Source organism: Streptomyces sp. JN8 (assembly GCF_055808075.1).
Window position 1 is genome coordinate 6568453 of the sequence record NZ_CM147852.1, and the last position, 26619, is coordinate 6595071.

Consider the following 26619-nt stretch of genomic DNA (forward strand, 5'->3'; position numbering starts at 1 on the left):
GAGGGATATGGCGACCAAGGACAGCGGCGGCGGACAGCAGAAGGCGACGCGTTCCACGGAGGAGGTCGAGGAGACCACCACGGAGGCGAGCTCCGACCTCCAGGAGCGCCAGGAGAAGCTGAGCGAGGACGTGGACTCGGTCCTGGACGAGATCGACGACGTCCTGGAGGAGAACGCCGAGGACTTCGTCCGGTCGTTCGTACAGAAGGGCGGCGAGTAGCCGCACAGCGCGTCTGTCGTCCCCGTCCCCGGAGCCCCGGTGAAAGCCGTGGGCCCGGGGACGGATGACAAGCGGTGGCACGGGTAAGGTCCGTGCACAGCAAGCAAGATCGGCCGGCGCTTCCCACGGCGGGCCGATTCTCCCACCCGGAAGGAATCGCGTGGAAGCCAACCCTCGTAGCACCGGGCGTCTGCCGGCGGCCTTCCTGACGCCGGGCTCGTCCTCCTTCATCGACTTCCTGGCGGACCACTCGCCGGATCTGCTGCCGGGCGGGCGCAAGCTCCCCGAGGGGGTCGTCGAGGCCCCGCACGGCACGACCATCGTGGCGGCCACGTTCCCCGGCGGGGTCGTGCTCGCCGGTGACCGGCGGGCCACCATGGGCAACATGATCGCGCAGCGGGACATCGAGAAGGTCTTCCCTGCCGACGAGTACTCCGCCGTGGGCATCGCCGGCACCGCCGGCCTCGCCGTGGAGATGGTCAAGCTCTTCCAGCTGGAGCTGGAGCACTTCGAGAAGGTGGAGGGCGTCACGCTCTCCCTGGAGGGCAAGGCCAACCGCCTCTCCACCATGATCCGCGGCAACCTCGGCATGGCCATGCAGGGACTGGCCGTCGTGCCGCTCTTCGCCGGCTGGGACGAGGGCAAGGAGAAGGGCCGGATCTTCTCCTACGACGTGACCGGCGGCCGCTCCGAGGAGCACGGGTACGCCGCCACCGGCTCCGGCTCGATCTTCGCGCGCGGCGCGATGAAGAAGCTCTACCGCTCCGACCTGACCGAGCAGCAGGCCACCACGCTGGTCGTGCAGGCGCTCTACGACGCGGCGGACGACGACTCGGCGACCGGCGGTCCGGACCTGGCACGCCGGATCTTCCCGATCGTCACGGTCATCACGGACGAGGGCTACCGCAGGCTCACGGAGGAGGAGTCCTCCGTGCTGGCCCGGTCGGTCACCGAGCGGCGGCTGGAGGAGCCCGACGGGCCCCGCGCCGCCCTGCTCTGACCACTCGTCGCCCGACTGAAGCCCAGAAGAAAGGGACGGACCGCCGGTGTCCACTCCGTTCTACGTCTCACCCCAGCAGGCCATGGCCGACCGGGCGGAGTACGCCCGCAAGGGCATCGCCCGAGGCCGCAGCCTCGTCGTCCTCCAGTACACCGACGGGATCGTCTTCGTCGGTGAGAACCCGTCCCGCGCGCTGCACAAGTTCAGCGAGATCTACGACCGGATCGGCTTCGCCGCCGCCGGCAAGTACAACGAGTACGAGAACCTCCGCATCGGCGGCGTCCGCTACGCCGACCTGCGCGGCTACACCTACGACCGGGACGACGTCACCGCGCGCGGCCTGGCCAACGTGTACGCCCAGACGCTGGGCACCATCTTCTCCAGCGCGGGGGAGAAGCCGTACGAGGTGGAGCTGGTCGTCGCCGAGGTCGGCACCGAGCCGTCGGGCGACCAGATCTACCGGCTGCCGCACGACGGCTCGATCGTGGACGAGCACGGCTCGGTCGCGGTCGGCGGCAACGCCGAGCAGATCAGCTCCTTCCTGGACCAGCGGCACCGGGACGGCATGTCCCTGGCCGAGGCCCTGAGACTGGCCGTGCAGGCCCTCTCGCGGGACACCAACGGCACCGAGCGGGAGATCCCCGCGGAGCGCCTGGAGGTGGCCGTCCTGGACCGCACGCGGCCGCAGCAGCGCAAGTTCAAGCGGATCGTCGGCCGGCAGCTGTCGCGCCTCCTGGAGGCGGACGACGCCGCGGTGGCGAAGACCGACGAGCCCTCGGACGAGGCGCCCGAGGAGTAGTCGCCGAGCCCCGGAGGGGCCCCGGACCGCACCCGCGGTCCGGGGCCCCTCCGGCGTGTCCGGGCCTCTGGGATCTGTCCGGGCCCCTCCGTCGTGTCCGGGGGCCTCTGGGGCGTGTGCTCGGGCCTCACTGACGCGTCCGGGGGTCCTCCGGCGTGTCCGGGCCCTCCGGGCGCGCGGTGTCCGGACGCACGGCGTGTCCGGGCACCGCCCAGGAGGCGGGTGCGGGCCCCGAGGAGCCCCGGGCGACCAGGGAGACCGGCAGGGTGTCCGGGCCCGGCGTACCGCCCGCCAGGACGGCGAGGAGCGCCTCCATGCCCCGCCGGCCGAACTCCTCGGCCGGCAGCCGGACCGTGGTGAGCTCCGGCTCCACCACCGTCGCCAGCGCCATGTCGTCGAAACCGGTGACCGACAGGTCCTCCGGGACCCGCAGCCCGAGACCCCGGGCCGCCTTGCAGACGCCGACCGCGAGGATGTCGTCGTCGCAGACCACCGCCGTCGGCCGGGGCCCCGGCGCGGCGAGGGCCCGGCGCGCGGCCTCCCACGCGTCCGCGACGTTCAGCGGCGCGCGCACGGTGCGCACCTCCGCCCCGCGCAGGGCGTGGGCGAGCGTGGCGGCCCGCACGTCGAAGGTCCACGACGGGGCCGCGGACGCCAGGTGCAGGAAGCGGCGGTGGCCCAGTGCGAGGAGGTGCCCGGTCACCCGGCGCATGCCGTCGGCGACGTCGAGGTTCACATGGGCGGCGGCGCCGGCCTCGGCCGGGTCGCTGTCGAGCATGACGAGCGGCAGGTCGGTCCCCCGGAAGGCCTCCAGGGCGCCGGCGGCCATCGAGGAGGCGATGACGCCGTCGAGGGCGGCCTGCGCCGAGGCGAAGGGGTCCCGCGCGGGCCCCAGGCCGTCGGGGGAGGGGTAGAGCACGACGCCGAAGCCGTGCCGGGACGCCGCCGCCGCGGCGCCCGTGTAGACGTGCGCGAAGAACTCGTTGGTGAGGGCCGGGACGACGAGCATCGCGGTCCGGGTGCGGCCGAGGCGCAGGTTGCGGGCGGCGAGGTTGGGCCGGTAGCCGAGCTCCCGGGCCGCCCCCCGGACCGCCTCGGCCGTGCGTTCGGACACACGGCCGCGCCACTTGTCGCCCAGGACGAGGGAGACGGTGGCCTGGGAGACGCCCGCGATCCGCGCGACGTCCCGGCTGGTCGGGCGGCTGCCGCCGAGCGGCTCCGGGGTCTGCACACAAGCCTCCGCGTCGGGCGGCCCGCGGACCGCTCACTGGTCGCGGGGTGGACCCGCGCGCTGCCGACATGGTACGTATGACCTCGGAAGTTATACGTAAAACCTCGGCAGGGTCCGAGGCGAGGGGAGACCACATGGCCACCGGGGCCCCGGCACGAGGCGGCTATCTCGACATACTCCGGGCGCCGCACGCGGCCCGGCTCCTCGCCGGCACCCTCGTCGGGCGCCTGCCCAACGGCGTCGGCCCCATCGCCCTCACCCTCTACGTCCGCGACCAGGGCGGCAGCTACACCCTCGCCGGCGGCCTCATCGCCGCCTACGGCGTCGCCACCGCCATCGGCCAGCCCCTCCTCGGCCGCGCCGTCGACCTCAAGGGCCAGCCCCGGGTCCAGCTGCCCGCCGCCGTCCTCTCCGCCCTCGGCATGGCCCTGCTCGCCCTCGCCGGCATCGGCCACCTCGGCCTCGCCTACGCGGCCGTCGTCCTCGCCGGACTCTTCACCCCGCCCCTGGAGGGCGGACTGCGGGCCCTCTGGCCCAGCGTCCTCGGCCGCGAGGACCGGGTCCACCGCGCGTACGCCATGGACGCCGTCGCGCAGGAGGTCATGTTCACCGTCGGCCCGCTGCTGCTGACCCTCCTCGTCTCCCTCTGGTCGCCCGCCGCCGCCCTCCTCGCCGTCAACGTCCTCGGCGTCCTCGGCGCCCTCGCCGTCGTCCTCTCCGCGCCCTCCCGGGCCTGGCGCTCCGCGCCCCGGGAGGCCCACTGGCTCGGCGCCCTGCGCTCCCCGGGCCTCCTGGCCCTCCTCGGGTCGTTCTTCTTCGTCGGCCTCGCCCTCGGCTCCATCACCGTGGCTGCCGTCGCCTACGCCGACGACCGGGGCACCCCGTCCGTCTACGGCTGGCTGATGGCCGCCCTGGGCCTCGGCGCGCTCCTCGGCGGCGTCACCTACGGCGCCCGCGAATGGTCCGGAGCCCCCGAGCGGCGGCTGCGCGTCCTGGTGCTGCTCCTCGCCGTCTGCTACCTGCCACTGGTGCTGACCCCCGGCCCGGTCGCCATGGCCCTCCTCGCGGCCCTCGCGGGCGTCTTCCTGGCCCCGGTGCTGGCCTGCGCGTTCATCGTGGTGGACCGGCACGCCCCGCGCGGCACGGTCACCGAGGCCTTCTCCTGGCTCGTCACCACCTTCGGCGTCGGTTCGGCCCTCGGCTCCGCCGTGGCGGGCCCCGCCGTCGAACTCGCCGGGACGGTCGCCGGATTCGCCGTCGCCGGCGCGGGCGGCCTGGTCGCCCTCCTGGTCCTGCTCGCCACCGGGCGCGTCCTGCGCGTGCCCGCGGCCCCCGTGACCCCCGCGGCCGAGGCGCGACACGCCGTCGGCACGCCCGCCCCCGCCGCCGTACACACGGAAAAGAACACGCGCTGATCGGAAAATGATCGAAACGGGAGCGCCCAACCCGGTTTCAGCACAGGCCGTCAGGCGTAATGTTCAGTCATGGACCGCCGCATTTTCGGGCTGGAGAACGAGTACGGCGTCACGTGCACGTTCAGGGGACAGCGCCGACTGTCTCCTGACGAAGTGGCGCGCTACCTCTTCCGCCGTGTCGTGTCATGGGGCCGCAGCAGCAATGTCTTCCTGCGGAACGGCGCCCGCCTGTACCTGGACGTGGGATCGCATCCGGAATACGCAACACCGGAATGCGACAACGTGACCGAACTGGTCACCCACGACAAGGCCGGCGAGCGCATTCTCGAGGGCCTGCTCGTCGACGCCGAACGCCGCCTGCACGAGGAGGGAATCGCGGGCGACGTCTACCTCTTCAAGAACAACACCGACTCGGCCGGAAACTCCTACGGCTGCCACGAGAACTACCTCGTCGCCCGCCACGGCGAGTTCTCCCGGCTCGCGGACATCCTCATTCCGTTCCTGGTCACCCGCCAGCTGATCTGCGGCGCGGGAAAGGTCCTCCAGACCCCGCGCGGCGCGGTGTTCTGCGTCTCCCAGCGGGCCGAGCACATCTGGGAGGGCGTCAGCTCCGCGACCACCCGCTCCCGTCCCATCATCAACACCCGTGACGAGCCGCACGCCGACGCCGAGCGCTACCGCAGGCTCCACGTCATCGTCGGCGACTCGAACATGTCCGAGACGACCATGCTCCTCAAGGTCGGCGCCACCGACCTCGTCCTCCGCATGATCGAGGCCGGCACGGTGATGCGCGACCTGACCCTGGAGAACCCGATCCGGGCCATCCGCGAGGTCAGCCACGACATCACCGGCCAGCGCAAGGTCCGCCTCGCCAGCGGCCGCGAGGCCTCCGCCCTGGAGGTCCAGCGCGAGTACTACGAGAAGGCCGTCGACTTCGTCGACCGCCGCGGGATCCGCAACGGCACGGTCGCCCAGGTTCTGGAGCTGTGGGGCCGTACGCTCGACGCCATCGAGAGCGAGCGCCTCGACCGGATCGAGACCGAGATCGACTGGGTCATGAAGCACCGGCTCATCGAGCGCTACCGGGCCAAGCACAACATGACCATGTCGAACCCGCGGGTCGCGCAGATAGACCTCGCCTACCACGACATCCACCGGCGTCGCGGTCTCTACTACCTGCTGCAGAAGAACGGCCAGGCGGCCCGGATCTGCAACGACCTGAAGATCTTCGAGGGGAAGTCGGTGCCCCCGCAGACCACGCGCGCCCGCCTGCGCGGCGACTTCATCCGCCGCGCCCAGGAGCAGCGGCGAGACTTCACCGTCGACTGGGTGCACCTCAAGCTGAACGACCAGGCGCAGCGCACCGTGTTGTGCAAGGACCCGTTCCGCTCGGTCGACGACCGCGTCGAAAAGCTGATCGCCGGAATGTAGACCGGTCGTACCGGCGCTGTGGGCCCCGCACGTTTACCGTGCGGGGCCCTCGACGTGGCAGAGGGGTCCCCTAGAGTGTCGGGACAACTACTGTGCCGTCTGAGATCTGAGGAACACGTGCGCCGACTTGCCGGCCTTCTCGTCGTCCCGCTGCTGCTGCTCTCCACAGCAGCCTGCGGCAGCGACGACAAGGGCTCCGATTCCGCCTCGATGACGAACGGGCTGCCCGCCATCACCGCGGGGGCCAAGTTCGGCGAGAAGCCGACCCTCGCCAAGGGCGAGGGCGACCCGCCCAAGGAACTCAAGGTCAACGTCATCAGCGAGGGCAAGGGCGCTGAGACGAAGAAGGGCGACGCCCTCTCGGTGAACTACCTGGGTCAGGCCTGGGACTCCACCACCCCCTTCGACAACAGCTTCGACCGCGGCCAGCCCTTCAGCGTCACGCTGGGCGAGGGCCAGGTCATCAAGGGCTGGGAGCAGGCCCTCGAAGGACAGAAGGTCGGCAGCCGCATCGAGGTCGGCATCCCGCCGGAGCTCGGCTACGGCGAGAAGGGCTCGCCCCCGAGCATCAAGCCCAACGCCACCCTCGTCTTCGTCGTGGACATCCTGAAGTCCGTCACGATCCCCAAGTCCGCCACCGGCACCCCGGTCGCGCAGGACAACAAGGACCTGCCGAAGGTCGGGACGAACACCGACGGCAAGGCCCCCACGCTGACGATCCCCAAGGTCGACCCGCCGACCAAGCTCGTCTCGAACTACGTGCTCGAGGCCAAGGGCGAGGCCGTCAAGGCCACCGACACGGTCGTCGTGAACTACGTCGCCTCCCTGTGGAAGGACGGCAAGGTCTTCGACTCGACGTACACCGCGGGCAAGCCCGTGAACTTCCCGCTCCCGCAGCTCACGCTGAAGGGCCTCAAGGACGGCCTCGTCGGCAAGACGGTCGGCAGCCGCGTCCTCATCGTCGCCCCGCCGTCCGAGGCGTTCGGCGACAAGGAGCAGCAGGGCATTCCCAAGAACTCCACGCTGGTGTTCGCCGTGGACATCCTGACGAAGATGTAAGACTGTCCCGATCACGCAGTTCATCAGCATGAGGAGCAGTTCAGTGAGCATCGAGAAGCCCGAGATCGACTTCCCGGGTGGCGAGCCGCCGAAGGACCTGGAGATCAAGGACATCTGGGAGGGCGACGGCGAGCTCGCCGAAGCCGGTGACTTCGTGAAGGTCCACTACGTCGGTGTGTCCTTCGACTCCGGCGAGGAGTTCGACGCCTCCTGGAACCGCGGCGCCCCGCTCGACTTCAACCTCGGCGCCGGCCAGGTCATCCAGGGCTGGGACAAGGGCGTGCAGGGCATGAAGGTCGGCGGTCGCCGCCAGCTGGTCATCCCCGCGCACCTCGCCTACGGCGACCGCGGCGCCGGCGGCAAGATCGCCCCGGGCGAGACGCTGATCTTCGTCTGCGACCTCGTCGGCGTCACCAAGCGCTGACCCGCACGGCCCCGACCCCTTCCGGTCGGCCCGAGGGCCCCCGCCGTCCACGGCGGGGGCCCTCGGCGTGCTCCGGGCCGCTGCGGCACGCGTCGGGCGCCGGCGAGGCCCGCCTGCACGTCCCTCGGGACACGGGCCCGGGCGGTGCCCCCGTACCCGGGTCAGCGCCCCGGCAGCACCCCGCCCACCCCGTCCGCGGTCCGCCCTCCGGTCCCCGCTTTGGCCCCGACACCCCGGGGCGGTACGGTCGGACGTCCGAGAAGTGGATCCGGCGAAGGGGTGCGGGGCGTCGATGGCGATTGCCAAGTCCGAGCGGCTGATGAATCTCGCGCTGTGCCTGCTCGGGACACGCCGACCGCTGAGCAAGCGGGAGCTCCGCGGCTCCATCGAGGCCTACCTCGAGGCGAGCGGCGACGACGCCTTCAACCGCATGTTCGAGCGCGACAAGGACGACCTCCGCGAGCTCGGCCTCGTCATCGAGACCGTCGAGAACCTGGAGGGCGAGACCGGCTACCTCGCCCGCCGCGACTCCAACCGGCTGCCCCCCATCACCCTGGACGCCGAGGAGGCCGCCGCGCTCGGCCTCGCCGCCAAGGTCTGGCAGCAGGCCCGCCTCGCCGGAGCCGCCAGCGGCGCCCTGCAGAAGCTCCGCGCCGCGGGCATGCCCGAGGCGGAGGACTCGTACGACACCCAGCCCAGTGCCCTCGAACCGCGGATCCCCGTCCACGAGACCGCCTTCGAACCGCTCATGCTGGCGTGCCGCGACCGCCGGCCCGTCGCCTTCGACTACCGCAAGGCCAACGCCGCCCGCCCCGAGGCCCGCCAGGTCGAGCCCTGGACCCTCGAATGCTGGCGCGGCCACTGGTACCTGGCCGGCTGGGACCGCGACCGCGGCGCCGAGCGCGTCTTCCGGCTCTCCCGCATCACCGGCAAGGTCCGCTCCCGGGCTGGCGCCTTCACCGCGCCCGTGCCCGACGTCGTGACCGTCCGCGAGACCGTGGAGAGCTGGGCCGGCGAGACCGCCACCCGCTCCGCCCGGATCCGGCTGCGCGCCGGCTGCGGCTACCCGCTGCGCGCCCGCGCCCAGTCCGTGGCCGAGGGCACCGACGGATGGGACGAGCTGGAGATCCCGTACGGGCACGGCCTCGACGCCTGGCTCGTCGAGTTCGGCCCCGACGTCGTCGTACTGGAACCGGCCGATCTGCGGGCCGACGTGGTGGACCGGCTGCGCGCCGTCGCCAAGGGCTGAGGGGGAGACGTACCGCATGGCTGCCAACGCGATCGACCAGACGAGGCGGATGCTCTCGCTGGTCACCTATCTCCGCGAGCGCCCCGGCGCCCACGTCGCCGACGTCGCCCGCGCCTTCGGGATCACCGAGGACGAACTGATCTCCGACCTGGACGTGCTGCCCATGTGCGGCACCAGCTTCCGCGGCGGGGACCTCCTCGACATCGACACCGACGGCGACCGGATCTGGTGGCACAACCCGGACGACGTCGCCGCGCCGCTCCGGCTCGCCGCCGACGAGGCGACCGCCCTCCTGGTCGCCGCCCGCGCCGTCGCCACCCTCCCCGGACTCCGGGAGAGCGACCGCGAGGCACTCCTGCGCGCCACGGCCAAGCTGGAGGCCGCGGCCGGCGAGGCCGCCGGAGCCAGCTCCCGGCTCTCCGTCACCTTCGAATCCGAGGGCGGCGTCTTCGCCGAGGTCGACCGCGCCATCTCCGAGCGCCGCCGCCTCTGGGTCCGCTACTACTCGCCCGCCCGCGACGAACTCACCGAGCGCGAGGTCGACCCGATCCGCCTCTTCGCCGTCGGCCACACCTACATGGAGGCGTGGTGCCGGCTCTCCGAGGCGCGCCGCACCTTCCGCCTCGACCGCGTGGCCGAGATCCGCATCCTCGACGAGCACGCCGCGCCGCCGGAGCTCGAACTGCGCGACCTCTCCGCCGGGCTGGTCCAGCCCTCCGCCGACGACCCCGAGGTGGTCGTCGAGGTCGGCCCCGGCGGGCGCTGGGTCGCCGAGTACTACCCGCACGACCGGGCCGAGGAGCTGCCGGACGGCGGCCTGCGGATCACCCTGCGGACGCCCGACCCGGCCTCCCTGCGCCGGCTCGCGCTGCGCCTGGGCAGCGACGGGCGGATCGCCGAACCGCGGGAACTCGCCGACAACGCCAGGGCCGCGGCCGCCGCCGCGCTCGCCGCGTACGAGGGCGCGTGACGCTCCCCGCCCGGGGGACGCCGTGACAGACAGGTGACCGGCCGCAGGCCGGCGGTGCGACGGGAGCGGTGACCGGTACGGTCGCCGGCCCGCCGGGCCGGAGCAGGCACGGACACGGGAGCCGCGCCTGCGGACGTACGCGCTGCGCGTCGCGCGGGGTGCGGGAGCAGAGAGATGAGGGAAATGTCCGTGATGCACGATCTTACGGCGACGATCGCCCCGGTCCTCTTCAAGGCCGCCTGCCCCGACTGCCGCTCCCGCTGCGAACTCTCCGCGAACGCCCTGCGCCTCGCCATCGGCGCCAGCCGCCGCACCACCTTCTACTCCTTCACCTGCCCCGAGTGCGGCAGCTCCGTCCGCAAGCCCGCGGGCGAGCGCATCGTCGAACTCCTCACCGGCGGCGGCGTCCGGACCCTGCGGCTCCACACCACCGTCTGAGCGGCGACCGGACGCCCGGCCCGCCGCGCCCAACGTCTAGGCTCGCCTCATGTTCTGGCCCATGCTCGCCATCGCCCTCGGATTCCTCGGCATCGCCGTCCTCGGCGTCCTCGCCATCAGGGTCTTCGTCGAGGTCCAGCGCCTCGGCCGCCAAGTGGCCCACACCACAGAACGGATCAACCGCGCCGCCGAAGACCTCGAAACGGCCGCCGTCGGACTGGCCCGCACGGGCGACTCGCTGCGCTGATCCCGTGCCGTACCCTGCGTGAAGTGGCCCCGAACCGGTCACGTACGACGCAATCGGGAGTATGCAAGGGCATTGCCCTGCGTTTACTCCTGCGGGTTACGATCGCAGACAGCGCGGTGGCCGGACGCATGTCCGACCCGCCGGGCACGCACTCCATGTCGCCTCGGTGAAGAAGGTAAACAGCTATGGGTAGGCTCGGCCCCACCGAGATCATTCTCATCCTCGTCGTGATCATCCTGCTGTTCGGCGCCAAGAAGCTCCCGGACATGGCGCGCTCGCTCGGCAAGTCCGCCCGCATCCTCAAGAGCGAGGCCAAGGCGATGAAGTCGGACGACCAGCAGAGCGCCCCCGCCGACCCGCCGCAGGCCGCCACCGGTGCCCCCACCGCCCAGGAGCCCGCCCCGCGCACCATCCAGGCCGCTCCCGGCGACGTGACCAGCGCACGTCCCGTGACCGAGCCCTCGGACACCACCAAGCGCTGACCCGGTCCGCCGCGGCCGCCGCACCGGGCGGCGGCCTGCCGCATGAGATGAGGACGTGGGTTGCCCAAGTCTGCCCGCAAGCAGGACAAAGACCCCGAGGGCCGGATGCCCCTCGTGGAGCACCTGCGTGAACTCCGCAACCGACTGGCGAAGGGTCTCCTCGCCATCGTCGCGGTGACGATCGTCGCCCTCGTGTACAGCGAGGAGCTGCTGCAGTTCCTGCAGAAGTCGGTGCCCAAGTGCCCACCGGGCGTCAAGAGCAGCGGCGGCAACTGCGCCGAGGTCACCTTCGCCACGCTGACGGCTCCGTTCAGTACGACGATCCAGATCTCCCTGACCGTGGGCCTGGTCGTCGCGAGCCCCGTGTGGCTCTACCAGCTGTGGGCCTTCATCGCGCCCGGGCTGCACAAGAGCGAGAAGAAGTACACGTACGCCTTCGTCGGCGCGGCCGTCCCGCTGTTCGCGGCCGGTGCCTACCTCGCGTACAAGATCCTCCCCATCAGCGTGAAGGTCCTCATCAGCCTCACGCCCGACGGGGCCCAGAACCTCCTCTCGCTCGCTGACGTCCTCGACTTCACCCTGCGCATGGTGCTCGTCTTCGGGCTCGCCTTCGAGCTGCCGCTCGTCCTGGTCATGCTCAACCTCACCGGCGTCCTCACCGGCCGCCGGATGGCCGGCTGGTGGCGCGGCGTGATCATGGGCGTCTTCGTCTTCGGTGCCGTCATCACCCCGACCACCGACCCCGTCGGCATGATCGCCCTCGCGGGACCCGTCACCGTCCTGTACTTCGGTGCCGTCGGCTTCGCCCTCCTCAACGACCGGCGGCGCAGGCGCGACGACCCCGACGCCGAGCTCGACGACGACGAGGCATCTGTGCTGGACCTCCGCCCCGAGTCCGTCGGCGCGATCGAACCGGTCGGCGCCGCCCGGGCCCTGCCCGAGCAGGCCACCGGCGAACCCGGCGGCGCCGGCGTCCACCGCGCCAACGGGTACGACGACATCACCTGACGCCGCCCCCGCACACCCGCACGCCCCTCCGGACACCGTCCGGAACAGACGACCCCGCCGCGGCCCCGCGGCGGGGTCCTCGCGTTCCCGCCGGGACGGCGGCGCATCCGCAAGGCCCGGAACCCGGCCCTCCACATCCCCTCGATAAAGATCGCGTCACTGTCACAGGCGACGGGTAGGCTCGAGAACAAGATGACAGAGGACCTCACACCAGCCGAGGCGTACGCGGCCGCCCGCGCCCGCAACGCCGATGCGGCCACCGCGCTGGCCCCCTTCCGCGAGATGTACGAGTTCGGCCTGGACCCCTTCCAGATCGAGGCATGCCAGGCCCTCGAAGCGGGCAAGGGCGTGCTCGTCGCCGCGCCCACGGGCTCCGGCAAGACCATCGTCGGCGAGTTCGCCGTCCACCTCGCCCTGAACCAGGGCCGCAAGTGCTTCTACACGACCCCGATCAAGGCGCTCTCCAACCAGAAGTACGCCGACCTCGTCAAGCGCTACGGCAACGACAAGGTCGGCCTCCTCACCGGGGACAACAGCGTCAACGGCGACGCGCCGATCGTGGTCATGACCACCGAAGTCCTCCGCAACATGCTCTACGCGGGATCCCAGGCCCTCTCAGGCCTCGGCTACGTGGTCATGGACGAGGTCCACTACCTCTCCGACCGCTTCCGCGGCGCCGTCTGGGAGGAAGTGATCATCCACCTCCCCGAATCGGTCACCCTCGTCTCACTCTCCGCGACCGTCTCCAACGCCGAGGAGTTCGGCGACTGGCTCGACACCGTCCGCGGCGACACCGAGGTCATCGTCTCCGAAAGCCGCCCCGTCCCCCTCTGGCAGCACGTCCTCGCCGGACGCCGGATGTACGACCTCTTCGAGGAGGAGACCGACCACGGCGGCCGCGGCGCCTCCCGCCGCGAGGTCAACCCCGACCTCCAGCGCCTCGCCCGCACCGAGAACACGCGCACGTACAACCCGCGCGACCGGCGCCGCGGCAAGATGGTCCGCGAGGCCGACCGCGAGCGCGAGCGCCGCCAGCGCTCCCGCATCTGGACCCCCGGCCGCCCCGAGGTCATCGAGCGCCTCGACGCCGAAGGACTCCTGCCCGCCATCACCTTCATCTTCAGCCGCGCCGGCTGCGAGGCCGCCGTCCAGCAGTGCCTCTACGCCGGACTCCGCCTCAACGACGACGACGGACGCCGCCGCGTCCGAGAGATCGTCGAGGAGCGCACCGCCGCCATCCCCACCGAGGACCTCCACGTCCTCGGCTACTACGAATGGCTCGAAGCACTGGAGCGCGGCATCGCCGCCCACCACGCCGGCATGCTCCCCACCTTCAAGGAAGTCGTCGAGGACCTCTTCGTCAAGGGCCTCGTCAAAGCCGTCTTCGCCACCGAGACGCTCGCCCTCGGCATCAACATGCCCGCGCGCACCGTCATCCTGGAGAAGCTCGTCAAGTGGAACGGCGAGCAGCACGCCGACATCACCCCCGGCGAGTACACCCAGCTCACCGGCCGCGCCGGCCGCCGCGGCATCGACGTCGAAGGCCACGCCGTCGTCCTCTGGCAGCGCGGCCTCGACCCCGACCACCTCGCCGGCCTCGCCGGCACGCGCACCTACCCGCTGCGCTCCAGCTTCAAGCCCTCCTACAACATGGCGGTCAACCTCGTCGAGGGCTTCGGCCGGCACCGCTCCCGCGAACTCCTCGAAACGTCCTTCGCCCAGTTCCAGGCCGACCGCTCCGTCGTCGGCATCTCCCGACAGGTCCAGAAGAACGAAGAGGGCCTCGAAGGCTACCGGGAAGGCATGACCTGCCACCTCGGAGACTTCGAGGAGTACGCGCGACTCCGCCGCGACCTCAAGGACCGCGAGACCGAACTGGCCCGCCAGGGCGCCGCCCAGCGCCGCGCCCAGGCCGCCGGATCCCTGGAGAAGCTCAAGCCCGGCGACGTCATCCACGTCCCCACCGGCAAGTTCGCCGGACTCGCCCTCGTCCTCGACCCCGGCATCCCCGCCGGCCGCACCAACAACCACCGCGGCTTCGAGCACCACGACGGCCCCCGCCCCCTCGTCCTCACCGCCGAACGACAGGTCAAGAGGCTCGCCTCCATCGACTTCCCCGTCCCGGTCGAGGCACTGGAGCGGATGAGGATCCCCAAGTCCTTCAACCCCCGCTCCCCGCAGTCCCGCCGCGACCTCGCCTCCGCCCTGCGCAGCAAGGCCGGACACATCAACCCCGAGCGCCACCACAAGCAGCGCTCCGCCGCCGCCGACGACCGCGAGATCGCCCGGCTGCGCACCGAGATCCGCGCCCACCCCTGCCACGGCTGCGACGAGCGCGAGGACCACGCCCGCTGGGCCGAGCGCTACCACCGCCTCCAGCGCGACACCCAGCAGCTGGAGCGGCGCATCGAGGGCCGCACCAACACCATCGCGCGCACCTTCGACCGGATCGTCGCGCTCCTCACCGAACTCGACTACCTGCGCGGCAACGAGGTCACGGAGAACGGCAAGCGGCTCGCCCGGCTCTACGGCGAACTCGACCTCCTCGCCAGCGAATGCCTCCGCGACCGCGTCTGGGAGGGCCTGACCCCGGCCGAACTCGCCGCCTGCGTCTCGGCGCTGGTGTTCGAGGCACGTCAGTCCGACGACGCCGTCGCACCCAAGCTGCCCGCGGGCAACGCCAAGGCGGCACTCGGCGAGATGGTGCGGATCTGGGGCCGCCTCGACGCCCTCGAAGAGGAATTCAAGATCAACCAGGCGGAGGGCGTCGGCCAGCGCGAACCCGACCTCGGATTCGCCTGGGCCGCCTACCAGTGGGCCTCCGACAAGAGCCTCGACGAGGTGCTCCGCGAGGCCGAGATGCCCGCCGGTGACTTCGTCCGCTGGTGCAAGCAGGTCATCGACGTCCTCGGACAGATCGCGGCGGCGGCACCCAAGGAGAACAGCACCGTCGCCAGGAACGCCCGCAAGGCCGTCGACGCACTGCTGCGCGGAGTCGTCGCCTACAGCTCGGTGGGCTGACGACCCGCTTCCACCCTGCAGGCCGAGTGCCCGTGGCGACCACGCCGCGGGCACTCGGCCTTTCCGTTTCTCCCGTTCTCCCGGCCCTCGATCGTTCACGGCTGCCCGGTCTCCGCATGTCCGATGGTCATACCGAACCGGTGGACCCCCCCGTCGTCCACAGGCCGTCGTCCACAGGGGTGGCGCCCGCCCGGCCGTTCCGATTGCATGGACTCACAAGCAGGAAAGGCCAGTTGGGGAGGGGACGTTCATGACCACGCAAGCCGGTCATTCGCACACGGGGGCCCGGGACGAAGGGCGGCCGCCCACCGGGAAGCACGGCGAGCAGCATCCGCCGCAGACGCGGGCGGAGACTCCGCACGAACCACCGGCCGCGGTTCCGGTTGTCGTCGACGGCCCCCGCGGCATCCCCCTCCTCGGCAGCCTGCCCGCCTTCGGGAAGGACCCACTGGCCTTCTTCGAACAACTCCGGGACCGCGGCGACATCGTCCGCTGGCGCTTCGGCCGCAAGCCCTCCCTCTTCATCGCCCACCCCGACACCGTCGGCGAACTCCTCACCGAGGTCGAGCGGACCTTCGACCAGCCCGACCTCGGCATCGCCTTCCGCACCCTTCTCGGGAACGGCGTCATCGTCTCCAAGGGAGCCGACTGGCGCCGCAAGCGCTCCCTCGTGCAACCCTCCGTGCGCCCGAAGCAGGTCCGCTCCTACGCCGCCACCATGTCCGAATGCGCCGTGGCCCTCGCCGACCGCTGGTCCGACGGCGCGCACATCGACATCAAGAAGGAGATGGCCGCCCTCACCCAACTCGTCGCCGTCCGCACGATCTTCGGCGTCGACACCGCCGCCGACGCCGACGCCATCGGACAGGCCATGGACGTCGCGCAGAAGGAGATCGGCGCCGAGTTCAGCGGCATCGGCGCGATCCTCCCCGACTGGCTGCCCACCCCCGGACGCGCCCGCATCAAGCGCGCCACCGCCGTCATCGACGCCGAGGTCGCCCGCGTCGTCTCCCGCCACCGCGACGGCGACACCGAACGCCCCGACCTCCTCAGCCGCCTCCTCGCCGCCCGCGACGAGACCGGCGCACCCCTCTCCGACCAGGAGATCCGCGACGAGACCGTCACCCTCTACATCGGCGGCCACGAGACCACCAGCTCCACCCTCGTCTGGACCTGGTACCTGCTCTCCCGCAACCCCCACGTCCGGGCCGCCCTCACCGAGGAACTCGACCGGGTCCTCGCCGACCACGAACCCGGATACGACGACTACGCCTCCCTCACCTACACCCAGGCGGTCATCAAGGAGACCCTCCGGCTCTACCCCACGATCTGGCTGCTCACCGGCCTCGCGAAGGAGGGCGCCACCCTCGGTGGCAAGCCCGTCCCCGTCGGAACCCGTGTCTGGTCCAGCCAGTGGGCCACCCAGCGCGACCCCCGCTGGTACGGCGACGCGGAGGCCTTCCGCCCCGAGCGCTGGATCGAACGGGACGGACAGCCCGCCGAGGAGATACCCGAATACGCGTGGTTCCCCTTCGGCGGCGGTCCCCGCGTCTGCCTCGGCACCCGCTTCGCCCTCGTCGAAGCGGTCCTGATCCTCGCGGTCCTGGCCCGCCGCTACGACGTGGACGTCACCACCGAGGAGGTCCTCCCGGTCCCCAGCCTCACACTCCAGCCGGACCGGGACGTCCTGGCGACGGTACGGGCACGGGGCTGAACCCGGGGCTGAACCCGAGGCTGAACCCGGGAGGGCGCCGTCCTCGGTCGGTCCGAGGACGGCGATCACGGAGCCGACGGTCAGCGATCACGGACTGACCGATGGGCGGCGGTCGTGTGCCGAGTGAGGTCGGCGATCACGGGCCGGTGGAGGGGCGGTAGGAGGGAGAGGGTCGCGGAGGCCGCGGTCAGCAGGACGATCGCCCCCGCGGCCGCCACCGTCGCGCCGTCCGGGGCGAGCAGCGCCTGGCCGCGCAGCGCCTGCCAGGTGAGCAGGACGAAGGTCGCCGTGTACGCGGCGGCGGCCGTCAGGGTGAGGCGGAGGCGCACGCGTTCGTCGGCGAGACGGGTGAAGCGCGGGGCGAGCGCGGCGAGGACGAGCAGGAGCAGTGGCAGCACCTGGAGCGCGTGCATGCCGACGAAATGCGGGATGCGCAGGTCGCCGCCGTCGCTCGCCCAGCCGGTCACGGGCATCGACGGGCCCCCGTCCGGTACGCCGACGGAGTGGGCGCCCACGATCGGCGAACCGTCGACCGCCTGCTGCTCCGGTGTCGGACTGACCATCAGGAAGCCCACGGCCGCGCCCGCCAGGGCGATCAGCGAGGACAGCCGGACGGCCCAGGCCGTCGCCCGGTCGAGGATCCTGGCGCGCAGCAGGAGGACGGCGATGGCCAGCGCGCCCAGCCACAGCACGAGGACGGTGGCGCCCATGAGTTGGAAGACGGTGTTGTCGAAGGGCGTCGCCTGGTTGAAGTGACTCCGCTCGCCCCGGACGACCTGGAGGGTGATGAGCACCATCTCGGCGGCGCTCGCGGCGGTCACCACGGTGCCGGCCCACCAGCCGACCCGGCGGCCCCGGGGGAGCAGGGTCAGCATCCAGGCGAGCGAGAGCGCGTACGCGACGAACGAGACGGAGAACTTGAACGGCTTGGTCCAGATCGGTACGCCGACCAGGACGCGGTCGTCGACGGCGATGCCGACGGCGGAGACGAGGGCGAATACGCCCATGGAGGCGGCGAACCAGACGAGCGGCCGGTGGAGCCGTGCCGGTGCGGCGGTGGGCGATAAGGACATACGAATCCCCCCGTGGGAAAGTATGGATAGTGGCACTAGCCACTATCTGATAGCGCCACTATCTATGATGGGGAGTCGCTTCGGCAAGGCCGAAGCGGGATCAGAGAGGTGAACGCGCTTTGCGCATCGGAGAGTTGAGTCGCAGGACCGGGGTGTCCATCCCGACGATCAAGTTCTACGTACGGGAGGGACTGTTGCCGGCCGGGGAACTGACGAGCCCCAACCAGGCCTCGTACGGAGAGACGCACGTGCAGCGCCTCCGCCTGATCCGGGCGCTCCTCGATGTGGGAGGTCTGTCGGTGGCGGCGATCCGCGAGGTGATCGTCGCGGTCGACGACCCCGACCGCTCGGTGCACATGATGCTGGGCACGGTGGCCTCGGGCCTGGTGCCGCGCTACGACCGCGAACCGCACGCCGGGATCGAGGAGGCGCGGAAGCGGGTCGCGGCGCTGATCGCCGCGCGCGGCTGGCGGGTCGACCCCGGCAATCCCGCGTCCGAGGCGCTCGCGGTGGCCCTGGCCGCCGTCGACGAGGCCGGACACGGCGCGTTCGTGCAGGTCCTGGACACGTACGCGGACGCGGCGGAGCGGGTGGCGCGGACGGACCTCGACTACGTCGCGGGCAACGTGGCGCGCGAGGAACTGGTGGAGAGCGTGGTCGTCGGCACGGTCATCGGCGACGCGATCTTCTCCGCGCTCCGGAGGATGGTCCACACCGACACCTCGGACCGCATGTTCGGAGAGGCGACCTAGCGGGAGTCCGGCCGGGGGAGGGGCACGCGCCTCTCCGGTGCGGTGCGGTGCGGTGCGGTGCGCTGGGGTAGCCCTGGCCCGGCCTGGCCCCGCCTGGCGCGGGTCGGGCGGCGCCGGGCGCTCCCGGCCGGCCGCGTTCGGGAGTCGCGGGTGCGAACGGCGCGGGGCCCGGGGGTTCTGCCCCCGGGCCCCGCTCGCACGGTGAGCCGGCCTGCCGGCTCCGTGCCTCAGTTCTCCTGCTCGCGCTCCACCTGGTCGTTCCACTCGCGCTTGATCGCGCGCCAGGCCTCGTCCGACTTGCCCAGGCGCCAGTAGCCCGAGATCGACAGCCGCTCGCGCGGAACCCCGCGGTCCAGGCGCAGATGGCGGCGGAGGTCCTTCACGAAGCCCGCCTCGCCGTGGACGAAGGCGTGCACGTCGCCCGCCGGGAAGTCCAGTCCCTGCACGGCCTCGACGAGCGCCGCGCCCACCGGGCGGTCGCCGCGGTGCAGCCAGGTGACCTCGATGCCGTCCTCCGTCGCGAACTTCTGCTCCTCGGCGCCGTCCGGGATCTCCACGAACGCGTGCACCCGGGCGCCCGAGGGAAGCCGCTCCAGGGCCGCCGCGATCGCCGGCAGCGCGCTCTCGTCGCCCGCGAGCAGGTGCCAGTCCGCCGCCGGGTCCGGCGCGTAGCCGCCGCCGGGGCCGAGGAAGCGCACCGTCTCGCCGGCCCGCGCCCGGGCCGCCCAGGGGCCCGCGAGCCCCTCGTCGCCGTGCACGACGAAGTCGACGGTCAGCTCGCGGTGGACCGGGTCCCACGCCCGCACGGTGTACGTACGCGTCGTCGGCCACTCCTCCCGGGGGAATTCCGCCCGGATCCGGTCCATGTCGAACGGCTCCGGATAGGCGACGCCCTCGGGGGCGAAGAGCAGCTTCACGTAGTGGTCGGTGTACGTGCCGACCTCGAAGGCGTCGAGGCCGGGGCCGCCCAGGACGACCCGCACCATGTGCGGGGTGATGCGTTCGGTGCGGACCACGCGCGCTTCGGTGGCCTTCGGTGCCTTGCGGGGCTGCTCCGCCACGGGTGGCTCTCCTGACTCGACATGGCGCGACGCCGATGCGGCGCCGGGTTACTTAGGTATGCCTAAGCTAGCACCCCGGGGCGTGGTCGCCCCAGTGCGGCCGGTTTCCGTCAGCGTGCCAGGACCGGGAGCAGGCGGCCGACCGCCCCGCCCAGGCCCCAGCGCTTCGCGAGGGCGTCGAGGGCCGCCGGGTCGCGGGGTGCCTTCGGGAGAGTCGCGTCGAACTCCGGCAGCGGTACGTCCCCGGCGACGCGGACCACCGTCGGGGCGACGTCCAGGTACGCGGCCGCCTCCACGATGCCGCGCCGCTTGGCCGGCGTCAGCTTCGACGTACGGTCCTCGGCCGCCGCCCGCACGCCCGCCAGGTCTCCGTACTCCGTGACCAGCTGCGCCGCCGTCTTCTCGCCGATGCCCTTCACGCCGGGGAGACCGTCGCTGGCGTCGCCGCGCAGCGCCGCGAAGTCCGCGTACTGGTCGGGGCGCACCCCGTACTTGGTGCCGATGAACTCCGCGTCCACCAGGTCGCAGTCGCCGACGCCCTTGCGCGGGTACAGGACGCGTACGCCCCGGGCGTCGTCCACCAGCTGGAAGAGGTCCCGGTCGCCCGTGACGATGTCCACCGGCCCGGGGGCGCGGCCCGCGAGGGTCCCGATCACGTCGTCCGCCTCGTAGCCGGCGGCCCCGATCCGGGCGATGCCGAGCGCGGCCAGGACGTCCTCGATCACCGGCACCTGCGGGGACAGGGTGTCCGGGATCTCCTCCTCGTCCGGCCCGGTCTCCGTCTCCTCGGCCACCCGGTGCGCCTTGTACGAGGGGATCAGGTCGACCCGCCACTGGGGGCGCCAGTCGTCGTCCCAGCAGGCCACGAGCTCGTCCGGCCGGTGGTCCTGCACGAGCCGGGTGATGAAGTCGAGGAGACCGCGCACCGCGTTCACGGGCGAGCCGTCGGGGGCGCGGACGGAGTCCGGCACGCCGAAGTAGGCGCGGAAGTAGAGGCTGGCGGTGTCCAGGAGCATCAGGCGTTGAGTCACCTGCGTGATCCTAGGCCTCGGGGCGCCCGCGGGGTCGGGGGACGCGTGCGTCCGCCCGCCGGGGCAGCGGGGGTTCACCGGCAGGGGGCGGGCGCCCCTCGGCCCCGGCCCGCTCACCGTCGCCGTCCGAACGCTCCGTCCGCCCGCACCTGTCGGTGTCCCCCTCGCGGACGCCCGCGCGCCGTCCGCGGTTCCGGATCCCCTCGCGTGACCCCCGTCACCTTTGCGTTTGCACTCTTCGGGGCCCGGGCAGGCGCGAGCCCGGAGCGGAACCCGGTACGGGATTCAACGAAAGGATCCCCGTACGCGACGGGCCCGCGGGCCGATCCCGCCCGCTCCACGGCCCTACCGCGCGGGGGTGGCAGGGGCCGTTTTTCGTTGCTACCCGTGAGGTTCATGTGTCAAGGCTCCAGGCAGATCACCTGTTCAAGGTGTTCGGCAGACGACCCGAGGAAGCCGTCCGCAGGCTCGCCGCCGGCGCCGACCGGGAGGAGCTGCGGGCCGAGGGGACGACGGCGGCCGTCGTGGACGCGGGCTTCGTCGTGGAGCCCGGCCAGATCTTCGTCGTGATGGGCCTCTCCGGGTCCGGCAAGTCGACCCTCCTCCGCATGCTGAACGGCCTGCTGGAGCCCACCGCCGGCCGGGTCCTCTTCGACGGGCGGGACCTCACCGCGCTGTCGCCCCGCGAGCTGCGCGCGGTGCGCTCCACCAAGATCAGCATGGTGTTCCAGCACTTCGCGCTGTTCCCGCACCGGAACGTCCTGGAGAACGCCGCGTACGGCCTGGAGGTCCAGGGTGTCGCGCGTGCCGAGCGCGAGTCCCGGGCCGCCGAGGCCCTGGAACTCTGCGGCCTCGCCGGCTGGGAGAAGTCCTGGCCCGACGAGCTCTCCGGCGGCATGCAGCAGCGCGTCGGCCTGGCCCGCGCCCTCGCGACCGACGCCGACCTGCTCCTCATGGACGAGTCCTTCAGCGCCCTCGACCCGCTGATCCGCCGCGACATGCAGGACCAGCTCCTCGTCCTCCAGCAGCGGCTGAAGAAGACCATCGTCTTCATCACCCACGACCTGAACGAGGCGATGCGCCTCGGCGACCGGATCGCCGTCATGCGCGACGGCCGGATCGTGCAGCTCGGCACCGCCGAGGACATCCTGGTCCGCCCCGCCGACGACTACGTCGCCTCCTTCATCCAGGACGTCGACCGCTCCCGGGTGCTCACCGCCTCCGCCGTGATGACGGCGGGCGCCACCCCCGCCGAGTGCCCCGACGACTGCCCCTGCCGGCCCGTCGGACCGGACACGCTCGTCGCCGACCTGTGCGCCGTGGCCGCCCGCGCCCCACACCCCGTGACCGTGAAGGATTCCGACGGCGCCGTCCTCGGAGTCGTACCGGCGGAGCGGCTGCTCGCCGTGATGGGCGGACTGGGCGCCCGGGACGCCGACCACCCGGACGGCACGTCCGCCGGTGACCCCGCCGCCTCCGGCCGTACGCCCCGCGGCGCCGCGGACGACGTGCCCGCCGGCCCCGAGGGCGACGCGGACGACACCGCGGCCGCCACCCGCACGCAGAAGGAGCTGACCGCCCGTGCCTAGGCTTCCCCTCGGCGACTGGGTCGACAGCTCCGTCGACTGGCTCCAGTCCCAGTTCTCCTGGCTCTTCGACGCCGTCAGCGGCGGCGTCACCGGCCTCTACGACGGCATCGACGCCGTCCTCTCCGCGCCCCAGCCCCTGATCTTCGCCGGCATCCTCGCCGTCGTCGCCTGGTGGCTGCGCGGGCTCGCCGCCGGTGTGCTCGCCTTCGGCGGATTCGTGCTCGTCGACTCGGTCCAGCTGTGGGACGAGGCCATGGCGACGCTCTCGCTCGTCCTCGTCGCGACGCTGGTCACCCTCGTGATCGCCGTACCGCTCGGCATCTGGGCGGCCCGCTCGAAGCACGTCAGCGCCGTGCTCCGGCCGGTCCTCGACTTCATGCAGACCATGCCGGCCATGGTGTACCTCATCCCCGGCATCATCTTCTTCGGCGTCGGCGTCGTTCCCGGCATCATCGCCACCATCGTCTTCGCGCTGCCGCCGGGCGTCCGCATGACCGAGCTGGGCATCCGGCAGGTCGACGGCGAACTCGTCGAGGCCGCCGAGGCGTTCGGCACCACGCCCCGCAACACCCTGCTGCGCGTGCAGCTGCCGCTGGCCCTGCCGACGATCATGGCGGGCGTCAACCAGGTCATCATGCTCGGCCTGTCCATGGTCGTCATCGCCGGCATGGTCGGCGGCGGCGGGCTCGGCGGCGCCGTCTACCGCGCCATCGGCAACGTCGACATCGGCCTCGGCTTCGAGGCCGGCGTCTCCATCGTCGTCCTCGCCATGTACCTCGACCGGATGACCGGCGCCCTCGGCCGCCAGGTCTCCCCGCTCGGCCGCCGCGCCGCAGCCAAGGCCCGCGCCGCGCTCTCCGCCAAGCGCCCCGGGGCCAAGCTGTGGGCCCACCGCCCCCAGCCCGTCACCGCGCTCGTCGGCGTCGTCGTCCTCGCCCTCGTCGCCGGCGGCACCGGCATCCTCGGCGGCCACGGAGCGGGCTCGGCCACCGCCGGAAACGGCAAGAAGGTCAGCATCGGCTACATCCCCTGGGACGAGGGCATCGCCTCCACCTTCCTCTGGAAGGAGCTCCTGGAGCGCCGCGGGTACGAGGTCGACACCAAGCAGCTGGAGGCCGGCGCGCTCTACACCGGCCTGGCCGGCGGCCAGCTCGACTTCCAGACCGACTCCTGGCTGCCCGTCACCCACGCCCAGTACTGGGAGAAGTACAAGAACAAGCTGGAGGACCTCGGCTCCTGGTACGGCCCCACCTCCCTGGAGCTCTCCGTCCCCTCGTACGTGAAGGGCGTCGACTCGCTCGCCGACCTCAAGGGCAAGTCCGGGCAGTTCAAGGGCCGGATCGTCGGCATCGAGCCCAGCGCCGGCATGATGGGCATCCTCAAGGACAAGGTCCTCAAGGAGTACGGCCTCCAGGGCGAGTACAAGGTCGTCGACGGCTCCACGCCCGGCATGCTCGCCGAGCTGAAGCGCGCCTACGAGCGCAAGGAACCGGTCGTGGTGACGCTCTGGTCGCCGCACTGGGCCTACTCCGCCCACGACCTGAAGAAGCTCGCCGACCCCAAGGGCTCCTGGGGCAAGGGCGACGGCGTCCACACCCTGGCCCGCAAGGGATTCTCCGCCGAGAACCCCGAGGTCGGAGCCTGGCTGAAGAACTTCGAGCTCACCGAGAAGCAGCTCACCGACCTCGAAGCCGTCATCCAGAAGACCGGCAAGGGCAAGGAGCAGGAGGCCGTCCGCACCTGGCTGGACGACAACCCGGGCCTCGCCGAGAAGCTCACGCCGCAGTAGACCGCGGCCGCCTCCCGGCGGAGACAGGTGAACGGTACCTGTCCGAAAAGGGGTGGTCGCCGAACGTGTTCGGCGGCCACCCCTTTTCGTCACGACGCGAAACCCCGCCCCAAAGCTGCGTAAGGTTCAGGTAACCGCCCGGTACGGGTACGCACGAGGCACGAGGGAGGGGGCCGACATGGACGAGAAGGAATCACCCCGCGTGGGCGCGGCCGTCAAGAGGCGACGCAGAGCGCTCCAGCTGACGCTGGCCGTCGTCTCCTCGCGCAGCGGACTGTCCGTGCCCTTCCTCAGCCAGGTCGAGAACGACCGGGCCCGCCCCAGCTCCCGCTCCCTCGGGCTCGTCGCCGACGCCCTGGAGACCACCGCGGCCGAACTCCTGGCCGCCGCCGAGGCCTCCCGCACCGTCGACGTCGTCCGGGCGGACGAGCCCTCCCCCGCCCTCCCGCCCGGCGTCCGGGCGATCGTCCGCGGCCGGCACCAGCTGCACGCCCTGGAGTTCACCGGCGAGCAGGACGCGGGACGCGAGTTCCAGCACCGCAACGACGAACTGCTGTACGTGGCCGACGGAGCCGCCGAGGTCGAGGCGGAGGGACGCGCGTACCGCCTCGGGCGCGGCGACACCCTCTACCTCTCGGGCGGGGTCCGGCACCGCTGGCGCGCCACGGAGGCCGGCACCCGGCTCCTCGTCGTCGCCGTCGCCGAGCACGTCGAGGCCGAGGAGGAGTGAGCGCCGGCCGCGGCACGGTCGCCAGGGTCGTCTCCCTGGTGCCGTCCCTGACCGAGGCCGTCGCCGTCACCGCGCCCGGCCTGGTCGTCGGGGCCACGGACTGGTGCAGCCACCCGGCGGGCCTCGGCGCGGCGCGGATCGGCGGGACCAAGAACCCCGACGTCCACGCCATCGCCGGCCTCCGCCCCGACCTCGTCCTCGCCAACGAGGAGGAGAACCGGGCCGCCGACCTCGCCGAACTCCGGGCCGCCGGGCTCGACGTCCTGGTCACCGACATCCGCACCCTCGACGAGGGCTTCAGCGAGCTGGAGCGGGTCCTCGCCGCGTGCGGCGCGCCCCGCCGACCCCGCTGGCTCGACGACGCCGAGGCGGCCTGGGCCGCGGTCGCCCCCGAGAGGGAGTGCACGGCCGTGGTGCCGATCTGGCGGCGCCCCTGGATGGTCCTCGGCCGGGACACCTTCGCCGGCGACCTGCTGGCCCGCCTCGGCGTCCGCAACCTGTACGCCGACCACCCCGAGCGCTACCCCCGGCTGCCGCTCGACGAGCTCCGCGCCGCCGCGCCCGACCTCCTCGTCCTGCCCGACGAGCCGTACCGCTTCACGCCCGACGACGGCCCCGAGGCCTTCCCCGGGACCGCCGCCGCGCTCGTCGACGGACGTCACCTCACCTGGTACGGCCCGTCCCTCGTCGAGGCGCCGCGGGTGCTGGAGCGGGCCCTGCGGGCAGCGCGCCGCTGAGCAGACCGCGGACCGTGTGGGTCCCGGCCACCAGCCACGCCGCGACGAGGAACACGTACAGGCCGATCGCGAGCCACCGGAACGCGGCCAGACCGGTGTGCTGCGCGAGCCCCTCGGCGCCGGTCACACAGGTCCCGACGGGGAACGTGAACGCCCAGAAGGTCATCGCGAAGCCCATCCCGCGCCGCCGTGCCCGCAGCACCAGCGCGCCGGCGAGCGCCAGCCACAGCAGGGCGAAACCCGTCACGGGCACGCCGTAGAGGACGGCGAAGGACGCGAAGCCGTGCGCGTACGGGGCGGGGAGCACGCCCGGGGCGACGTCGGCGAACTTGTTCGCGGCGGTCGTCGACTGGCCGAGCGGGCCGAGGACGAGGAAGAGGGTGGGGGTGAGCGCGAGGGGCAGCGGGCCGCCCGTCACCAGCCGGCCGAACACCAGCGGCAGCATGACCAGGGTCGCGAGGAGGCTGAGGCCGAACATCGCCCAGCAGGCGAGGAGCAGGGTCTCCTGGGCCTGGCCCGCGGGCAGGTGGGGCACCAGCAGCGGGCCGAGCGCGGCGGAGACCATGGGGGCGACGACCGGGAGCAGCCACACCGGGGACGCGCCCTCGATCCGGTGGTGCGCGACCATGAGGTACGGGATGCCGACGGCGGCGGCCAGCCCGACGACCGTGCCGACGGTGAACAGGACGGCGTCCAGCGCGACGGCTGCGGGCAGCCCGATCCAGTCCCGGCCCACGATCACGGCGCCGCCGCCGACCGCGAGCAGCGCCATCGACAGACAGCCGTAGAACGGTGCCACGGCCGGGTCCAGGAGGTGGGCGCGGGCCTGGTCGCGGTGGTGGACCCAGTGCGCGGTGCGGGCGGCGACCAGGGCGAGCAGCATCGCGAGGGACAGCGCCCAGACCGCCGCGCAGGCCGTGCGGAGGCCGGGGAGGTCGACGGGGAGTCCCGCGCCCGCACTGGCCACGATCGCCGTCCCCATCACGGCGGCGTACCAGTTGGGTCCGAGGTGGCGGACGGAGCGGGCCGGTGAGGCGTCCGGCCGGGCGCCGGGGGTGGTGGCGCGGACGGCGGGGAGCGGAGGTGCGAGGCTTGCCATGACCCCACCGTCGTCCGATCGCCCCGGCCCCACCAGGGATCATGCGGCTA

At 72.4% G+C, this 26619-nt stretch carries 25 protein-coding genes; 20 read left to right on the top strand and 5 right to left on the bottom strand.

Features of this window, described 5'->3' with window-relative positions; genetic code table 11:
* The first annotated feature begins 7 nt into the window (after nucleotides 1-7).
* The 3 genes from ACY0MR_RS28985 (at nucleotide 8) to prcA (ending at nucleotide 2019) form a co-directional block, all read left to right on the top strand.
* A complete protein-coding gene (locus tag ACY0MR_RS28985) occupies nucleotides 8-220 on the top strand; it encodes a ubiquitin-like protein Pup (RefSeq protein WP_187283998.1) in 213 nt (70 codons plus the stop codon).
* Nucleotides 221-380: 160 nt separating this feature from the next.
* Nucleotides 381-1220: a proteasome subunit beta gene (gene prcB, locus ACY0MR_RS28990; protein WP_361851247.1), complete on the top strand. Its 840-nt coding sequence runs from the start codon at nucleotides 381-383 to the stop codon at nucleotides 1218-1220.
* Between the two features lie 46 nt (nucleotides 1221-1266).
* Nucleotides 1267-2019 carry a proteasome subunit alpha gene (prcA, locus tag ACY0MR_RS28995; RefSeq protein ID WP_361851245.1) on the top strand — a complete coding sequence of 251 codons (753 nt, stop codon included), beginning with the start codon at nucleotides 1267-1269 and terminating at the stop codon, nucleotides 2017-2019.
* A 127-nt stretch (nucleotides 2020-2146) separates the two neighbouring features.
* Here the strand turns inward: prcA and ACY0MR_RS29000 are convergent, their stop codons facing one another.
* Nucleotides 2147-3250, bottom strand: a complete 1104-nt coding sequence (locus ACY0MR_RS29000; protein WP_473556199.1) for a LacI family DNA-binding transcriptional regulator — start codon at nucleotides 3248-3250, stop codon at nucleotides 2147-2149.
* Nucleotides 3251-3384: 134 nt separating this feature from the next.
* Here ACY0MR_RS29000 and ACY0MR_RS29005 point away from each other — a divergent pair, with 134 nt between their 5' ends.
* The 12 genes from ACY0MR_RS29005 to ACY0MR_RS29060 all read left to right on the top strand — a co-directional run bounded on the left by ACY0MR_RS29005 (nucleotide 3385) and on the right by ACY0MR_RS29060 (nucleotide 16708).
* A complete protein-coding gene (locus ACY0MR_RS29005; RefSeq protein WP_473556201.1) occupies nucleotides 3385-4665 on the top strand; it encodes an MFS transporter in 1281 nt (426 codons plus the stop codon).
* Between the two features lie 69 nt (nucleotides 4666-4734).
* Nucleotides 4735-6096: a Pup--protein ligase gene (pafA, locus tag ACY0MR_RS29010; protein ID WP_056566373.1), complete on the top strand. Its 1362-nt coding sequence runs from the start codon at nucleotides 4735-4737 to the stop codon at nucleotides 6094-6096.
* A gap of 117 nt (nucleotides 6097-6213) precedes the next feature.
* The gene (locus ACY0MR_RS29015; protein ID WP_388804577.1) at nucleotides 6214-7155 is read left to right on the top strand and encodes an FKBP-type peptidyl-prolyl cis-trans isomerase; all 942 of its coding nucleotides are present in this window, start codon (nucleotides 6214-6216) and stop codon (nucleotides 7153-7155) included.
* A gap of 43 nt (nucleotides 7156-7198) precedes the next feature.
* Nucleotides 7199-7579: an FKBP-type peptidyl-prolyl cis-trans isomerase gene (locus ACY0MR_RS29020; RefSeq protein ID WP_351899861.1), complete on the top strand. Its 381-nt coding sequence runs from the start codon at nucleotides 7199-7201 to the stop codon at nucleotides 7577-7579.
* Nucleotides 7580-7871: 292 nt separating this feature from the next.
* Nucleotides 7872-8828 (top strand): helix-turn-helix transcriptional regulator, encoded by a 957-nt coding sequence (locus ACY0MR_RS29025; protein ID WP_388804581.1) that lies wholly within the window; start codon nucleotides 7872-7874, stop codon nucleotides 8826-8828.
* Between the two features lie 16 nt (nucleotides 8829-8844).
* On the top strand, nucleotides 8845-9798 hold the full coding sequence (locus tag ACY0MR_RS29030) for a helix-turn-helix transcriptional regulator (RefSeq protein WP_361856065.1): 954 nt from the start codon (nucleotides 8845-8847) through the stop codon (nucleotides 9796-9798).
* Nucleotides 9799-9972: 174 nt separating this feature from the next.
* A complete protein-coding gene (locus ACY0MR_RS29035) occupies nucleotides 9973-10236 on the top strand; it encodes a hypothetical protein (protein ID WP_361856068.1) in 264 nt (87 codons plus the stop codon).
* 49 nt (nucleotides 10237-10285) lie between these two features.
* A complete protein-coding gene (locus ACY0MR_RS29040; RefSeq protein ID WP_361856070.1) occupies nucleotides 10286-10483 on the top strand; it encodes a hypothetical protein in 198 nt (65 codons plus the stop codon).
* Between the two features lie 185 nt (nucleotides 10484-10668).
* Nucleotides 10669-10965: a Sec-independent protein translocase subunit TatA gene (tatA, locus tag ACY0MR_RS29045; RefSeq protein WP_473556207.1), complete on the top strand. Its 297-nt coding sequence runs from the start codon at nucleotides 10669-10671 to the stop codon at nucleotides 10963-10965.
* A 105-nt stretch (nucleotides 10966-11070) separates the two neighbouring features.
* A complete protein-coding gene (gene tatC, locus ACY0MR_RS29050) occupies nucleotides 11071-11973 on the top strand; it encodes a twin-arginine translocase subunit TatC (protein WP_473561915.1) in 903 nt (300 codons plus the stop codon).
* Nucleotides 11974-12165: 192 nt separating this feature from the next.
* The gene (locus tag ACY0MR_RS29055; RefSeq protein WP_473556209.1) at nucleotides 12166-14994 is read left to right on the top strand and encodes a DEAD/DEAH box helicase; all 2829 of its coding nucleotides are present in this window, start codon (nucleotides 12166-12168) and stop codon (nucleotides 14992-14994) included.
* 250 nt (nucleotides 14995-15244) lie between these two features.
* Entirely contained in the window at nucleotides 15245-16708 is a 1464-nt protein-coding gene (locus ACY0MR_RS29060; RefSeq protein WP_388804591.1) for a cytochrome P450, read from the top strand.
* An 80-nt stretch (nucleotides 16709-16788) separates the two neighbouring features.
* Here ACY0MR_RS29060 and ACY0MR_RS29065 read toward each other — a convergent pair whose 3' ends face one another.
* Nucleotides 16789-17781: a hypothetical protein gene (locus tag ACY0MR_RS29065; protein WP_473556212.1), complete on the bottom strand. Its 993-nt coding sequence runs from the start codon at nucleotides 17779-17781 to the stop codon at nucleotides 16789-16791.
* 119 nt (nucleotides 17782-17900) lie between these two features.
* Between ACY0MR_RS29065 and ACY0MR_RS29070 the strand changes: the two genes are divergently transcribed.
* Nucleotides 17901-18533: a MerR family transcriptional regulator gene (locus ACY0MR_RS29070; RefSeq protein WP_361856080.1), complete on the top strand. Its 633-nt coding sequence runs from the start codon at nucleotides 17901-17903 to the stop codon at nucleotides 18531-18533.
* 227 nt (nucleotides 18534-18760) lie between these two features.
* Here ACY0MR_RS29070 and ACY0MR_RS29075 read toward each other — a convergent pair whose 3' ends face one another.
* Complete coding sequence (locus ACY0MR_RS29075) at nucleotides 18761-19594, bottom strand: siderophore-interacting protein (protein WP_388804600.1); 834 nt, start codon at nucleotides 19592-19594, stop codon at nucleotides 18761-18763.
* 110 nt (nucleotides 19595-19704) lie between these two features.
* On the bottom strand, nucleotides 19705-20610 hold the full coding sequence (locus ACY0MR_RS29080) for a 5'-3' exonuclease (protein WP_361859698.1): 906 nt from the start codon (nucleotides 20608-20610) through the stop codon (nucleotides 19705-19707).
* A gap of 413 nt (nucleotides 20611-21023) precedes the next feature.
* On the opposite strand from ACY0MR_RS29080, the gene ACY0MR_RS29085 reads away from it, so the two are divergent.
* From ACY0MR_RS29085 to ACY0MR_RS29100, 4 genes are all read left to right on the top strand, one after another.
* The gene (locus tag ACY0MR_RS29085) at nucleotides 21024-22214 is read left to right on the top strand and encodes a quaternary amine ABC transporter ATP-binding protein (protein ID WP_388804603.1); all 1191 of its coding nucleotides are present in this window, start codon (nucleotides 21024-21026) and stop codon (nucleotides 22212-22214) included.
* Nucleotides 22207-24003, top strand: coding sequence for an ABC transporter permease/substrate binding protein (locus ACY0MR_RS29090; protein ID WP_388804606.1), 1797 nt, complete (start codon nucleotides 22207-22209; stop codon nucleotides 24001-24003). Before ACY0MR_RS29085 ends, ACY0MR_RS29090 begins: the two co-directional genes overlap by 8 nt.
* 178 nt (nucleotides 24004-24181) lie before the next feature.
* The gene (locus ACY0MR_RS29095; RefSeq protein ID WP_473556216.1) at nucleotides 24182-24733 is read left to right on the top strand and encodes a helix-turn-helix domain-containing protein; all 552 of its coding nucleotides are present in this window, start codon (nucleotides 24182-24184) and stop codon (nucleotides 24731-24733) included.
* A complete protein-coding gene (locus tag ACY0MR_RS29100) occupies nucleotides 24730-25470 on the top strand; it encodes a helical backbone metal receptor (protein WP_388804612.1) in 741 nt (246 codons plus the stop codon). The genes ACY0MR_RS29095 and ACY0MR_RS29100 overlap by 4 nt, the downstream gene beginning before the upstream one ends.
* Here ACY0MR_RS29100 and ACY0MR_RS29105 read toward each other — a convergent pair.
* Complete coding sequence (locus tag ACY0MR_RS29105; protein WP_473556218.1) at nucleotides 25397-26569, bottom strand: TDT family transporter; 1173 nt, start codon at nucleotides 26567-26569, stop codon at nucleotides 25397-25399. The two genes, ACY0MR_RS29100 and ACY0MR_RS29105, sit on opposite strands and share 74 nt — an antisense overlap.
* Nucleotides 26570-26619 lie beyond the last annotated feature (50 nt).

Excerpts from the sequence above, each read along its gene's own strand:
- ACY0MR_RS28985 (WP_187283998.1), top strand. The coding sequence starts at position 8 with ATGGCGACCAAGGACAGCGGCGGCGGACAGCAGAAGGCGACGCGTTCC.
- ACY0MR_RS29005 (WP_473556201.1), top strand. The coding sequence starts at position 3,385 with ATGGCCACCGGGGCCCCGGCACGAGGCGGCTATCTCGACATACTCCGG.
- pafA (WP_056566373.1), top strand. The coding sequence starts at position 4,735 with ATGGACCGCCGCATTTTCGGGCTGGAGAACGAGTACGGCGTCACGTGC.
- ACY0MR_RS29025 (WP_388804581.1), top strand. The coding sequence starts at position 7,872 with ATGGCGATTGCCAAGTCCGAGCGGCTGATGAATCTCGCGCTGTGCCTG.
- ACY0MR_RS29030 (WP_361856065.1), top strand. The coding sequence starts at position 8,845 with ATGGCTGCCAACGCGATCGACCAGACGAGGCGGATGCTCTCGCTGGTC.
- ACY0MR_RS29035 (WP_361856068.1), top strand. The coding sequence starts at position 9,973 with ATGAGGGAAATGTCCGTGATGCACGATCTTACGGCGACGATCGCCCCG.
- ACY0MR_RS29040 (WP_361856070.1), top strand. The coding sequence starts at position 10,286 with ATGTTCTGGCCCATGCTCGCCATCGCCCTCGGATTCCTCGGCATCGCC.
- tatA (WP_473556207.1), top strand. The coding sequence starts at position 10,669 with ATGGGTAGGCTCGGCCCCACCGAGATCATTCTCATCCTCGTCGTGATC.
- tatC (WP_473561915.1), top strand. The coding sequence starts at position 11,071 with ATGCCCCTCGTGGAGCACCTGCGTGAACTCCGCAACCGACTGGCGAAG.
- ACY0MR_RS29055 (WP_473556209.1), top strand. The coding sequence starts at position 12,166 with ATGACAGAGGACCTCACACCAGCCGAGGCGTACGCGGCCGCCCGCGCC.
- ACY0MR_RS29060 (WP_388804591.1), top strand. The coding sequence starts at position 15,245 with ATGACCACGCAAGCCGGTCATTCGCACACGGGGGCCCGGGACGAAGGG.
- ACY0MR_RS29065 (WP_473556212.1), bottom strand. The coding sequence starts at position 17,781 with ATGTCCTTATCGCCCACCGCCGCACCGGCACGGCTCCACCGGCCGCTC.
- ACY0MR_RS29080 (WP_361859698.1), bottom strand. The coding sequence starts at position 20,610 with ATGCTCCTGGACACCGCCAGCCTCTACTTCCGCGCCTACTTCGGCGTG.
- ACY0MR_RS29095 (WP_473556216.1), top strand. The coding sequence starts at position 24,182 with ATGGACGAGAAGGAATCACCCCGCGTGGGCGCGGCCGTCAAGAGGCGA.
- ACY0MR_RS29105 (WP_473556218.1), bottom strand. The coding sequence starts at position 26,569 with ATGGCAAGCCTCGCACCTCCGCTCCCCGCCGTCCGCGCCACCACCCCC.